General features: G+C 60.8%; 12 protein-coding genes. 7 read left to right on the forward strand and 5 right to left on the reverse strand.

Features of this window, described 5'->3' with window-relative positions; translation table 11 throughout:
- The first annotated feature begins 236 nt into the window (after positions 1 to 236).
- Entirely contained in the window at positions 237 to 2,357 is a 2,121-nt protein-coding gene (locus tag L2I41_RS14130) for an aq_1923 C-terminal domain (RefSeq protein WP_237154216.1), read from the forward strand.
- Positions 2,358 to 2,638: 281 nt separating this feature from the next.
- On the opposite strand, the gene L2I41_RS21490 is transcribed toward L2I41_RS14130, so the two are convergent.
- The gene (locus L2I41_RS21490) at positions 2,639 to 2,761 is read right to left on the reverse strand and encodes a hypothetical protein (protein WP_255720233.1); all 123 of its coding nucleotides are present in this window, start codon (positions 2,759 to 2,761) and stop codon (positions 2,639 to 2,641) included.
- Between L2I41_RS21490 and L2I41_RS14135 the strand changes: the two genes are divergently transcribed.
- Both L2I41_RS14135 and L2I41_RS14140 read left to right on the forward strand, forming a co-directional pair.
- Positions 2,760 to 3,119: a hypothetical protein gene (locus L2I41_RS14135; RefSeq protein ID WP_237154217.1), complete on the forward strand. Its 360-nt coding sequence runs from the start codon at positions 2,760 to 2,762 to the stop codon at positions 3,117 to 3,119. The genes L2I41_RS21490 and L2I41_RS14135 overlap by 2 nt on opposite strands.
- Before the next feature lie 363 nt (positions 3,120 to 3,482).
- Positions 3,483 to 3,860, forward strand: a complete 378-nt coding sequence (locus L2I41_RS14140; RefSeq protein ID WP_237154218.1) for a hypothetical protein — start codon at positions 3,483 to 3,485, stop codon at positions 3,858 to 3,860.
- 57 nt (positions 3,861 to 3,917) lie between these two features.
- Here L2I41_RS14140 and aspS read toward each other — a convergent pair whose 3' ends face one another.
- Complete coding sequence (aspS, locus tag L2I41_RS14145; protein WP_237154219.1) at positions 3,918 to 5,699, reverse strand: aspartate--tRNA ligase; 1,782 nt, start codon at positions 5,697 to 5,699, stop codon at positions 3,918 to 3,920.
- A 515-nt stretch (positions 5,700 to 6,214) separates the two neighbouring features.
- Here aspS and L2I41_RS14150 point away from each other — a divergent pair.
- Together L2I41_RS14150 and L2I41_RS14155 are read left to right on the forward strand one after the other, a co-directional pair.
- The gene (locus L2I41_RS14150; RefSeq protein ID WP_237154220.1) at positions 6,215 to 7,447 is read left to right on the forward strand and encodes a BtaA family protein; all 1,233 of its coding nucleotides are present in this window, start codon (positions 6,215 to 6,217) and stop codon (positions 7,445 to 7,447) included.
- On the forward strand, positions 7,444 to 8,091 hold the full coding sequence (locus L2I41_RS14155) for a class I SAM-dependent methyltransferase (protein WP_237154221.1): 648 nt from the start codon (positions 7,444 to 7,446) through the stop codon (positions 8,089 to 8,091). The genes L2I41_RS14150 and L2I41_RS14155 overlap by 4 nt, the downstream gene beginning before the upstream one ends.
- Before the next feature lie 126 nt (positions 8,092 to 8,217).
- On the opposite strand, the gene L2I41_RS14160 is transcribed toward L2I41_RS14155, so the two are convergent.
- The 3 genes from L2I41_RS14160 to L2I41_RS14170 form a co-directional block, all read right to left on the reverse strand.
- A complete protein-coding gene (locus L2I41_RS14160) occupies positions 8,218 to 8,619 on the reverse strand; it encodes an META domain-containing protein (RefSeq protein WP_237154222.1) in 402 nt (133 codons plus the stop codon).
- Positions 8,620 to 8,833: 214 nt separating this feature from the next.
- The gene (locus tag L2I41_RS14165) at positions 8,834 to 9,223 is read right to left on the reverse strand and encodes a VOC family protein (protein ID WP_237154223.1); all 390 of its coding nucleotides are present in this window, start codon (positions 9,221 to 9,223) and stop codon (positions 8,834 to 8,836) included.
- 151 nt (positions 9,224 to 9,374) lie between these two features.
- Positions 9,375 to 10,409 (reverse strand): histone deacetylase family protein, encoded by a 1,035-nt coding sequence (locus L2I41_RS14170; RefSeq protein ID WP_237154224.1) that lies wholly within the window; start codon positions 10,407 to 10,409, stop codon positions 9,375 to 9,377.
- A gap of 213 nt (positions 10,410 to 10,622) precedes the next feature.
- On the opposite strand from L2I41_RS14170, the gene L2I41_RS14175 reads away from it, so the two are divergent.
- A complete protein-coding gene (locus L2I41_RS14175) occupies positions 10,623 to 11,117 on the forward strand; it encodes a hypothetical protein (RefSeq protein ID WP_237154225.1) in 495 nt (164 codons plus the stop codon).
- Positions 11,026 to 12,549, forward strand: a complete 1,524-nt coding sequence (locus L2I41_RS14180; RefSeq protein ID WP_237154226.1) for an MBOAT family O-acyltransferase — start codon at positions 11,026 to 11,028, stop codon at positions 12,547 to 12,549. The genes L2I41_RS14175 and L2I41_RS14180 overlap by 92 nt, the downstream gene beginning before the upstream one ends.
- Positions 12,550 to 12,555 lie beyond the last annotated feature (6 nt).

The raw sequence follows: 12,555 nt of genomic DNA on the forward strand, positions 1-12,555 counted from the left end.
GGATGGCCCTCCCCGATGGCGTTCACGGCGTCGGTCCTGAGATGAAGTCCAGGGCTTCCGGCGCCTTAAGCCAATGTAACTCAACGGCTCTTTAACCCTCCTCGCACCTTGTCGCCCTGCGCAAGGGGAGAAAGCCTGCGCACAATCCCGGCAAGGTGAAATCCGACTTGCACTCGCTGTGCTGCAACTATACCGGTCTTGGCGGTACGTTTTCTTGCCAAAGAATGGTGTCTTGCATGATACGGGTCGGACAGTTGGTCGTTGGCGCTCTGCTTGCTGGAGCGCTTCAGGTTTCTGCAGCGCTGGCTGCCTCCCCGCAGGAAACGCTGGTCGCCGAGTTGCTGCAGATCGGGCAGCCAGGGGTCGCCGTGCAAATAAGTGGCAGCTCCTTCGATCCGACGACGCAATCGGTGTTGATCGACAAGCTGACCTTCGGTACGCCGGGACAAGGCGACATTGTCGACACGTTCCAGGGCGTGACGATTGTCCGCCCGCAGAGGCACGCCGACGGAAGCATCACCGCGGAACGGATTAGCGCCGCACTGTCCGAACTCAACATTCACTTCGATATCAAAAAGATCTCGCCTGCGATGGCGGACGCCATGCGCAAGCAGCACGAAGCCCAGGTCAAGGCTTTCAAAGAGCGGCAGGCGAATCTTGGCCAACCGAATGTCGACGTCCCCGGCCTCGATCAGGACCCGACCCTTCCCGCCGACGAAGTCATCACCCTGCGCAATGTGGCTTTCCAACGTGTGACGCTGCCGGCGACGCGACTGACCATCAAGCCTGACGCTACCCTAACGGAGAAGGCGCTGGTGGTCCTGCGATGGATGCGCGGCGTTTCCGCCGAACGGGTCGACAGCCCCGAAGTTGTGTTGGTTGCGACCCAGGGCAAGTCGCACTCGGACATCACCTGGAAGGGCCGGTGGGTCTCCGGCATGCACGGCCTCTCCTTCGATCAGGCTCACATGGACAGCGTATCCGAGGCGATGGAGTTTGACGGCAAGACGCTGCTGTCAGCGAAGCTGGGTACGTCCGATCTGTTTGGCGTGAACTATGGCGCCCTCATCGACGTGATCGATCCTGCCACGGATCGGTCGCAGCTGCCGCAGAGCGCCACCTTTATCCGCTCTGGCCGGATGGAAGACCTCGAAGTCGATATGATGGGCGCCAAGTTGATCGTCGGCTCGATGGAGCTGAGCGGCCAGCGGGTTCGGTTCGCGCCCAAATCGCTGATCGAGATCATGACGCCGATATTTGACGCCAGTTCTTCGTTCAAGGCCAATCCCGAGCCGACGGTGCGCAGCATGATCCCGGCAATCACGGGGCTGCTGGCCCAGATCGACAGCGCGACGGTGAAGGATATTTCCTTCACCCACGGCAAAGACGTTCGCGTGGAACTCGGATCACTTGACCTCCATGCGTTGAATGAATCGGGCCTTGGCAGCTACGCCTACAATAAACTCGACATCCAGCTGGCAAACGGCATGGAGTATTCGCTTGGCCGCTTCGCGATCGAAGACGTCAAGGCGCCGGACTGGGACCCGCTGATTGACGCGGCGATAATGGCCAAGCAGTCGATTGCCAAGCAGGACCGCGGCCGTTTCGTTTCGAAGCTGCTGGCAGGCTTGCCGCAGCTTGGGCACCTTGAGTATTCCGGCTTTGAGTTTACAGACCCGGCGGGCAACGTGTCGAGCGCTTCGCTGGACTTGAGAGCGCGTGATTATGTCAACGGGCTGCCGCGCTATGTGGATGTGGCGCTTCGCGACTTCACCACGCCGGTGAGCACCTATGCGGGGACACCCACCGGTCAGTGGCTCGTCGATGCCGGGATTGCCAATGTAAACTACACGGTAGAGTTGACGCTGGAATGGGATACGGCCAAAGAAGAGTTCTACCTCAAGGCCCTGCATCTGAAGGCCAACGACCTGTTCGACGCCTATGTCGACCTGCAGCTTTCGAAGCTGCCGGCGTCGATCCTGGCGACACCCAAGGAGGAGCTGCAGGCCGCCATTCACAAGGTAATGCTGTCAGGAGCGTCGATCACCTTCGCCAACCGTGGTGTGGTGGAGAAGGCCTTCGAGGTGCAGGCCAAGCGCATGAAGCAGGACCCGGCCAAGTTCCAGAAGACGGTGGCCAACGGATTGAGCGCGCTGCTGCCGATGGCCATCAAGGACAAGGACGTGCAGGGCTTGCTGCGGGAACCGCTGAAGACCTTCCTGCTCGACCCCAAGTCGCTGACGGTGCGGATCACGCCGGAGCACCCGCTGACACTTGGGGAAGTGGCCAGCTTTGGCGGTGTCGACCCAAAATACGGTGTCGCAGCGTTGCATCCGACGATCACCGTCAATCAGTGAAACCTGTGGAAAGCAGGTATCGAACGCAAGAAGGCCGGGACGTTCGCCACGTCCCGGCCTTTGTGCTTGTGGCTTGGCCGTTTTCCGATGGGGAGGCGAAGCCGGGTATCGCGGGCGCGGCCGATCGGAGTGGCGGCGGAGACGTGCGACTGTTCGGCCGTTTCACAATGCCCCAGCGAGGGACAGCCGGGTGCCGCCGATCACGGAAACGTTCCGCTTGTTCACGTTTCCCGTCGCCGTCAAGTGACGCGTAGCCCCCTATTTACGTGATCGGATCGTCCCTATCTTGAGATCATCAGCGGCGGCGAAAGAAAACCAGACGCCGCCAGCCAAATGTTCAAGGTTTCCTCCAAGTCTTCTCTGCGCAAATGCGCAATGACTTCAAACAACGGGATGTCCATCATGAAGAAGTTCGTTCTCTCCGCCGTCGCCCTCGCCGCTCTGGCTGCTCCGAGCCTTGCCTTTGCCAATGGCGTGACCTACTGGGATCCGTCGGCCAACTCGTCTTCCGGCGAGATCGTCACCGTGGTTCCGGGTGCCAATGCCGCCGCTCAGGCGGACGCCGCCAAGGCCGACGCCAAGTCCTACGGCGCGCTGGTGTCCTTCTACGATCCGTCGGCCAATGACAGCTCGGGCGACATCGTGAAGGTTGCGGTCGGAACCGACCAGCCGCTGGTCGGCACCCACGACGCCGGCACGGGTTCGCAGGCCGGCCAGCTCGAGCGCTTCCTGCAGTATCGCGCCGACGCTCAGGACAAGTGAACGCCTGACGTTTCCTCCTCCCAATCCTCCCCCAGAAAGCGCGCCGGTTCCTCCCCGGCGCGTTTTTTGGTTTTTGGGGATGAAAGGTCATTGGAGCCCTTGGGGTGATCCCAAAAACAAGAAAGGCCGGGAAGGTCGCCCCTTCCCGGCCCACGTCATTCTTGATGGCGCTTGCGTCGGCGGGGCTTGTAGAGGCGGGAGTGCCGTACGTTTCAGAACTTGAGCAAAGCTTGCTAGGCTAAAAAAGTTCCAAACAACAATCTCTGACTGCGTTATCAGACACGGTTGCATGGAGCGAAGCTCTGAAATAGGGTCCGTGCGACACCACCTTTGAGTTCCCAAAGGCGTGGAGTGGAGACCCAGATGTTCGGAAAACTCGTCACCGCGGCTGTCTTGATTGTCGCAACAGCCACCTCGTCTCAAGCGGCATGCTCGCTGACAAATGCCACCGGCAAATGGAGCGTCACTTGGCTCCAATACGAACCGGTATCAGCGGGTGAAAACTATATGTCTCCGACCGGTGCCGTCTGCACCGGAACGATCTCTGCAAAAAGCGCAACCGTCGCGACGCTCACAACGACGTGCCGCAGTGGTGACAAGCAGACTGGCACATTGAAACTTGTCAACAAGAACACGTGCAGCGTCACTGTTGGAGATTCAAAGGGCCACTTCGACTCCTCCATGCAGATGTTCATCCTCAATACAAAAGGGGATTCTCTCATCGGAAACAAGATGTTCTAAAAACAAGAAGGCGGGCCAGTGATGACCCGCCTTTTTCAGTGAAGCGCTTCACTACCCTCAGTTGGGCAGGTTGAGCTTGATGTGCAGTTCGCGCAGCTGCTTGAGCGAGGCTTCCGAAGGGGCGCCCATGAGGGGGTCTTCGGCGCGCTGGTTCATCGGGAACAGCGTGATCTCGCGCAGGTTCTGGGCGCCGCAGAGCAGCATGACCACGCGGTCGATGCCGAAGGCGCAGCCGCCGTGCGGGGGGGCGCCATACTGGAAGGCGCGGTACATGCCGCCGAAGCGCTCCTCGACGTCGGTCTTGGAGAGGCCGACGAGTTCGAAGGCCTTGACCATGGTCTCGGGGCTCTGGTTACGGATCGAGCCGGAGGCGATCTCGTAGCCGTTGCAGACGGCATCATACTGGAAGGCCTTGATGGTGAGCGGGTCCTGGCTCTCAAGCGCCTTCAGGCCGCCCTGCGGCATGGAGAAGGGATTGTGGGCGAACTCGACCTTCTTCTCTTCCTCGTCCCATTCGTAGAAGGGGAAGTCGACGATCCAGCAGAACTCGTAACGCTCGGTGTCCACGAGGTTCAGGTCGAAGCCGACGCGGTTGCGGGCCTCGCCGGCGAACTTGTAGAACTTCTTCGGATCGCCGGCGACGAAGAACACCGCGTCGCCCTCGCCGAGGCCGAGCTGGGTGCGGATCGCCTCGGTACGCTCCGGGCCGATGTTCTTGGCAAGCGGGCCGGCGCCTTCGAGCGCGCCGTTCTCGGTGCGCCAGAAGATGTAGCCGAGGCCCGGCTGGCCGGCGCCCTGGGCCCAGGAATTCATGCGATCGCAGAAGGCACGGCTGCCGCCTGATTTGGCGGGGATGGCCCAGACTTCGGTCTTGGGATCGGCCTCGATCATGCGGGCGAAGACCTTGAAGCCGGAGCCGGCGAAATGCTCGGTGACCGCTTCCATGATGATCGGGTTGCGCAGGTCGGGCTTGTCGGAGCCATACTTGCGGATCGCCTCGTCGTAGGGAATGCGCGGCCAGTCCTTGGTGACGGGCTTGCCCTCGGCGAATTCCTCGAAGACGGCGGTGATGACCGGCGTCATGGTGTTCCAGACGTCTTCCTGGGTGACGAAGCTCATCTCAAGGTCGAGCTGGTAGAACTCGCCCGGCAGACGGTCGGCGCGCGGGTCCTCGTCGCGGAAGCAGGGGGCGATCTGGAAATAGCGGTCGAAGCCGGCGACCATCAACAGCTGCTTGTACTGCTGCGGCGCTTGCGGCAGGGCGTAGAACTTGCCCGGATGGATGCGCGAGGGCACCAGGAAGTCGCGCGCGCCTTCCGGCGAGGAGGCGGTGAGGATCGGCGTCGAATATTCGGCAAAGCCGGAGTCTTCCATGCGGCGGCGCATGGAGCGGATGACCTTGGTGCGCTTGACGATATTGGCGTGCAGCGTCTCGCGGCGCAGGTCGAGGAAGCGGTACTTGAGTCGCACGTCCTCGGGATATTCGGGCTCGCCGAACACCGGCAGCGGCAGATCCTTGGCGACGCCGAGCACTTCGAGATCGGTGATGAACACCTCGACCTCGCCGGTGGGCAGGTTCGGGTTGACGGTCTCGGGCGTGCGGGCCTTCACCAGTACGTCAACCTTGATCACCCATTCCGAGCGCAGGGACTCGGCCAGCTTGAAGGCGGCGGAGTCGGGATCGACGACGCACTGGGTCATGCCATAGTGGTCGCGCAGGTCGATGAACAGCAGGCCTCCATGATCGCGCACGCGATGCACCCAGCCGGACAGGCGCACATTCTGGCCGACGTGGGAAGCACGTAGTTCGCCGCAGGTGTGTGTCCGGTAGGCATGCATGATGGTCGATCCTGTTGTTCTTTTGCAGAAATACAAACGCAAAAAGCCCCAAACGGGGGCCGATTTGCACCGGCGCGACAAGCGCACGGCAAGGCGGATTTGTCAAGGTTGGGGATGGGTGCGGGATGGGGATTCCGCGCCCTGCCAAGAGGTGGTCCGCCAGACGCTGGCAGGCGCGCGGCGATAAACCGATGCGGACCTTCGGACTTTCTTGTCCTGACTGCGTGGATGGTCCGCCTCCGCGGACCATGACAACCTTGTGGTGTTTGGCGAAGGCTGGTTTTCCACCTGAGACCAGGTGACGGTTAGCCCTGCGGGCAAACAGTCATCGGCATTCGGCGAAGCTTCTTTTACAGAGGAAGCCGGTTGCGCAAAGCCCCTTAGCCGCCTCAGACTCATTGCTGTCATGGAAGCGTGGCACAAGCCCTTGCCTAGACGGCGAAGGGATGGGTGAGTCGGTTTGATGGCTCGTCATCGCTCGAACGTTGATCCGCATTCGAACCCGATAGGCCATCATGACCAAGCAAAAGACCGCCAAGCTGCTTGCCGACGCCGTGCACGCCAACAAGATCACGTCCAAGCGCGGCATGCTGGAACGCCTGTTCACGCTGGCTTTTTCCGGTCTTGTCTATCCGCAGATCTGGGAAGATCCCGATGTGGACATGGCGGCGCTGGAGCTGGGACCGGGCAAGAGCATCATCACCATCGCCTCGGGCGGCTGCAACGTGATGAACTACCTGACGGCCAGCCCGGCCAAGATCCATGCGGTGGATCTCAACCCGGCTCATATCGCGCTGCTCAAGCTGAAGCTGACCGCCGTGCGCGCCCTGCCTGGCCATGAGGCCTTCTTCCGCTTCTTCGGCCATGCCGACGAGAAGGAGAACACCGCCCGTTACGACCGCTTCGTCAAGGACGCGCTGCCGGAAGATGCGCGCGCCTATTGGGAGACGCGCGGGCTGATGGGCCGCCGGCAGATCTCGATCTTCACGCGCAACATCTATCGCTACGGCCTGCTCGGCCGCTTCATCGGTATCACGCATTTCCTGGCCAAGGCCTATGGCAAGAATCCGCGCCTGATGCTGACGGCGCAGGGTCTCGACGACCAGCGCCGCCTGTTCGAGGAAAATCTGGCGCCGGTGTTCGACAGCAAGTTCGTCCGCTGGCTCTGCCGCATGCCGGTGTCGCTCTACGGCCTCGGCATTCCGCCGGCGCAATATGCCTATCTGAGCGCCGACGCCGGCGGCAATGTGGCGGATCTGCTCAAGCAGCGCCTCGAGCGGCTCGCCTGCGACTTCCCGATGGAAGACAATTACTTCGCCTGGCAGGCCTTCGGCCGCGGCTATGACCGCGCCGACCGCCGCGCCATTCCGCGCTATCTCGCCCACGACTCCTTCGACACCCTGCGCGCCAACGCCGACCGGGTGGAAGCCACGCAGCAGTCGATGACGGTGCGCCTGTCGGAAATGGAGGCGGAGAGCCTCGACGGTTACGTGCTGCTCGACGCGCAGGACTGGATGACCCACGCGCAGATGGCCGACCTCTGGACCGAGATCACCCGCACCGCCAAGCCGGGCGCGCGCGTGATCTTCCGCACCGCCGGCCTGGACAGCCCGATCGAGGCGGCCCTGCCGGCCGCGATCCGCGAGCAGTGGGCTTATGATCCCTCGACGGTGGCGGGCTATGTGGCACGCGATCGCTCGTCGATCTACGGCGGCTTCCACCTCTATACGCGCAAGGTGGCTGCGTGAGCGGGGCGGCCAGTGCCGACCATGCGGTGGCCATGGACCGCATGTACCGGCTGACGCGGCATGTCTATGACCTGACGCGCAAGCCCTATCTGCTCGGCCGCGACCGGATGATCGACGCCCTCGGCGTGCCGCCGGGCGGCAGCGTGCTGGAAATGGGCTGCGGCACCGGGCGCAACCTCGTCAAGGTGGGCGAGTGCTATCCGGGAGCCCGGCTGCACGGCTTCGACATCTCGACAGAAATGCTAAAGACGGCGGAGCGCAATGTGCGCAGCGCCGGCGCGCAGGTGCAGCTGACGCGGGGCGACGCCACCGTGTTCGATCCGTCGCCGGCCTTCGGGCGGGCACGGTTCGACCGGGTGTATTTCTCCTACACGCTGTCCATGGTGCCGGACTGGCGGGCGGCGCTCAGGCACGGCCTGGCTCTGACCGCCGAGGACGGCGTGTTCGCCGTGGTGGACTTCGGCTTTTGTGAAGGCCTGGGAGCCCTGCCCCGCGCATTGCTGCATGGCTGGCTGAAGCTGTTCCACGTGAGCCCGCGGGCGGAGCTGGAAGCGGAAATGGCGGCGCTGGCCCGTGCGAACGGTCAGCGCCTCAGGTTCGAGCGGCCGTTTGGCGGTTACGCGCAGATCGGACTGATCGGCTGATCATACCAACTCGCCAGAATGCTGACGCATTGGCTCATTGAGAACAATTCGAATTTCTCATTTGCGTCAAAGGCATGAGAAATTCGAATACGGAATACCAAGTGGAATTTTCAATGGCACTTGGTATCAATCGGCGCGGGCGAGGTCGACGACGGCCTTGCCCTCGGCGTCCAGCAGCTTGGCACTGTTCTCGCCCAACTCGACCGAGACGGCGCGGGTTTCGAGCGCCTGCAGCAGGGCGCGCTCGACGGCCATGGCCGGACCCTTGCAGGCCATGCGCGTGGTGGCGAGACCGGAAAAGCGCACCTTGCTGCCCTGCAGATCAGCATTGCCGGTGAGGCGATTGCAGCCGGCAAAGCCGGTCACCTTGTCGCCGTCGAGCGACAGGGTCGGAACGATACCGTTGAGCTCGACGCCTTCGATGCGTGTCACGCGCCACTTCATGTCGAACCCCTCCGCCTGACAGGCGGCGACGGTGAGCAGGGCAAGCGACAAAGCTGCCCAGTTGCCTTTGCTCCAACGCACCATGACGCCCCCTCCCGTGATTTGTTGGCGGGGATGGTGGCAGGAAGTGGCGAAGGGGGCAAGAGTGGGCGTGACAGACGAAGGGTGGTGCGCCCTTGTTTTCCCTGGGTTTACCCCCCTCGCCAACTCTCCCCCTCAAGGGGGGAGAGAGTGAGTTGAGATGACCGGCGCAAGCCTTTGAAGGCATTCGCCATTGCCGCGACCTCAGAGCCAGAGGTCACTCCGGCAGGTGATAGACCGCCTCGATGTTGTGGCCGTCGGGATCGAAGACGAAGGCGCCGTAATAGTTGGGGTGATAGTGCGGACGCAGGCCGGGAGGACCGTTGTCGCGGGCGCCGAGAGCAATGGCGGCTTCGTAGAAGGCGCGGACGGCGGCGCGGTTGGGCGCGGCGAAGGCGACGTGCAGGCTGCCGCTCAGCGGGGCACCACCGTCACCGATCCAGAAGTCCGGCTTGTCGCCGAAGCCATAGCCGGCGTGCTGCGAGCCGCCGGTCATTTCGGCCGTGACGTCGACCAGACGAGCGCCGCCAATCGCGGCGAGAACGTGATCGTAAAAGGCGCGCGACTTCTCGAAGTCGGCTACGGGAAATCCAATATGATCAAGCATGTGAGCCTCCTGTCGGGGTGTGTCCGACAGGAGGAAGATTAGGCCCAGGCCTTGCCAGTTGCTGTCAGCAGCGGGGCCGGCGGATGCTCAAGTTTTTGAATCTGGAGCGACTTCTTGTCGACCTGATGATTCCGTCAGGTCGAAAAGCGCTCTAGCGGCCGGCAAAGCCGGTGAGGACGCCGACGGCGTTGAAGCCGATGTCCTCGACGGCATAGCCGCCTTCCTGGACGAACAGCGTCGGGCGGTTGAGCTTGGCGATGCGGGCGCCGATCTTGGGGTAGTCCTCGCGCTTCAGCTTGAACTTGGAGATCGGGTCCTTCTCGAAGGTGTCGACGCCGAGCGAGACCAGCACCACATCCGGGCCGTAAGCGTCGATCTTGGCGCAGGCATCGTCGAGATTGGCACCCCATTCGGCATAAGTGGTGCCGAAGGGCATGGGATAGTTGATGTTGAAGCCCTCGCCGGCACCCTCGCCCGTCTCGTCCTTGTGGCCGAGGAAATAGGGATACTCAAGCAGCGGATCGGCGTGGAGATTGACCACCTGTACGTCGGAGCGGCTGTAGAAGATCTGCTGCGTGCCGTTGCCGTGGTGATAGTCCACATCGAGGATGGAGACGCGCTTGGCGCCCTGGTCAAGGAACCACTGAGCGGCGACGGCGATGTTGTTGATGAAGCAGTAGCCGCCCATGAAGTTGGAGCCGGCGTGGTGCCCCGGCGGACGGCAGAGCGCATAGGCCGAAGTCTCGCCAGCCTTGATCAGTTCGGCGGCGGAGATGGCAACGTCGAAGGACGACTTGATCGCCTCCCAGGTACCCTCGACAAAGGTGGCACCGCCATCGAAGGAATAATAGCCGAGCAGGCCGTGCAGATGTTTGGGCGGCACGTCGCCGCGCAGGCCGCGCGTCGGCCAGGTGAAGGGAATGGCGGCGCCGGTGTGGCCGAGCTCGACCCAGCGCGGCCAGATGGTCGGCATGAAATCGATGAAATCGGGCGCATGGACGCGCTTGGCGATGGCGATGTCATGCTCGGCGGGGGTGTCGATGATCGGGCCGAGGGCCACGGCCTTCAGGCGATCGAGGATGAAATCGGCGCGGGACGGCATTTCGAAAGCCGGCACGATCTCACCGGCAACAAGCTCGTGGTTGCCGGAGTGAAGAACATGCTTGGGCGAGTAAATCGTCTTCATTTTGAGCGGGTTCCCCTTGATGACCGCCCGGCCGGCTTGCGTGTGCGGGACTTTTGGCGGCGCGTCGGGGGAAGACTGTATCCGCCCCGCCGGCGAGAGCAAGGGGCGGCAAGCGACAGGCGGGCGATTAAATCGGTCAAGGCGACTTTTAGGTGAGGCGGCGCGCGGGGATGACTGGTCCGCAGGCTCAATGGGGAGAAATTTCGCTCCTTGATGACTGAGGAACTAATCCACCTGTCGGGGGGGCACGCAACTCAACCTGCAACCAAGTCCGCTGCGGAATTGCTTCATGCCCCTAGAAAAGGTGACTATCGCGGGGCGCTTCGTCCCTACGCTCCATGGTCCAGTCAAGAGCGCGGTCAAGCTGCGCAAGCCAAAGTGTCCTATGAGGCGGAAGTGCTTGACTTCATGGCGGGCGCGGATAGATATCAGCGAGAAAAGCTACCTAACCTGACCGCGACACAGCAACACAACCAAAGGCTCACCAATATCATCGAATTCAGGGGCAACACACAGCACCATCTAATTTCCGAAAATTGGAAAAGCAAAGAAGGTCTTCATCTTGCTATTCAACTCAGTGGAATTTATATTTATATTCCTCCCGATCACAGTCATTTTGTTCTTCTTACTCGGAAATTTCAACCGGCGCGGCGCGGCGATATTTTTAACATTTGCCTCATTTTGTTTCTATGCCTATTGGAAAATTGAGTTTCTGCCGCTGTTGGCAAGCTCAATCATAGGAAACTACCTGGCATCCCTCCTGATCTCACGGTGGCGCGGACAAACTCACGGCATTGTAGCCCTCGGTGGAGCAATCACACTCAACCTCATCGCGCTTGGATTTTTCAAATATTACAACTTCTTCGTTACGTCGATTGACGGTTTATCCAAACTATTTCCAACAATGAATATTGAACTACCTATTGGAATTTCGTTTTTTACATTTACGCAAATTGCATTCCTGATTGACACTTGGCGAAAGATCTCAGAAGAGCGCAATGTCATTCATTACGCGTTGTTTGTAACCTATTTCCCGCATTTGATCGCCGGTCCGGTACTGCATCACAAGCAAATGATGCCGCAGTTCGCCAACGAAAGCACGTACCGGTTCAACATCGAATCCTTTTCCATCGGCATTTTCTATTTCGTGGTTGGCTTATTCAAAAAGATTGTCATCGCCGATTCCTTTGCCCCTTTTGCCTCAGCTCTGTTTGACCACGTTTCCGGGGGCGCAAATCCGCCGATCCTTGCGGCCTGGATCGGAGCCCTGTCCTATACCTTCCAGATCTATTTTGATTTCTCGGGATATTCAGACATGGCGGTAGGAATATCGAAAATGTTCGGTATCACCCTCCCCTTCAATTTCAACTCTCCTTACAAATCGACGAACATCATCACTTTCTGGCGTCGCTGGCACATGTCTCTGTCCCAGTTCCTGCGCGACTATCTCTACTTTCCCCTTGGAGGAAATCGCAATGGAAAGAGCCGTCGTTACATGAACCTCATGGTGACCATGCTGCTCGGAGGACTGTGGCATGGAGCGAACTGGACCTTTGTCATCTGGGGCGGCCTGCACGGACTGTATCTTGTGATCAACCACGCTTGGCGCCATCTGTTCTCTCAGGACGCCCCGGCAACAGCCGCTGGCAAGGCCTTCGGCTGGGTTTGCACCTTCCTGGCTGTCGTAGTGGGCTGGGTGTTTTTCCGCGCACAAGACTGGACGCAGGCGGTGGCGATCCTTTCGGCAATGACCGGGATCTCCGGTGTTGTGCTACCGACATCAATGGGGGCGACCTTGGGCGCCGCAGGCCAATGGCTATCGACGCATGGCGTTGCCTTCACCGATGCAGCATTTCAAGTTGCCGGGCAGGAAATCCGGTCACCCAGCAGATTCGCAAGGCTGGCATTTGCCGCTCTTGTGCTGATTGCCATGCCAAACTCGCAACAAATCGCCACCTTTCTCGGGCAGGCGGTCAAGGCAGATACCGCAGGGCTAAGTCCGAGATTTGCACGGATATTCGAGCGCAGAAAGATGATGGCAACTGGCATCGCGCTTAGTGGCATAGTCCTGGGCATAGCCTTCTTCGTGTGTTTGACGCTCTTGCGGCGCAAGGCAGAGTTCCTCTATTTCCAGTTCTAGGAATGT

This window comes from Oryzibacter oryziterrae (assembly GCF_021864535.1).
Classification (GTDB): domain Bacteria; phylum Pseudomonadota; class Alphaproteobacteria; order Rhizobiales; family Pleomorphomonadaceae; genus Pleomorphomonas; species Pleomorphomonas oryziterrae.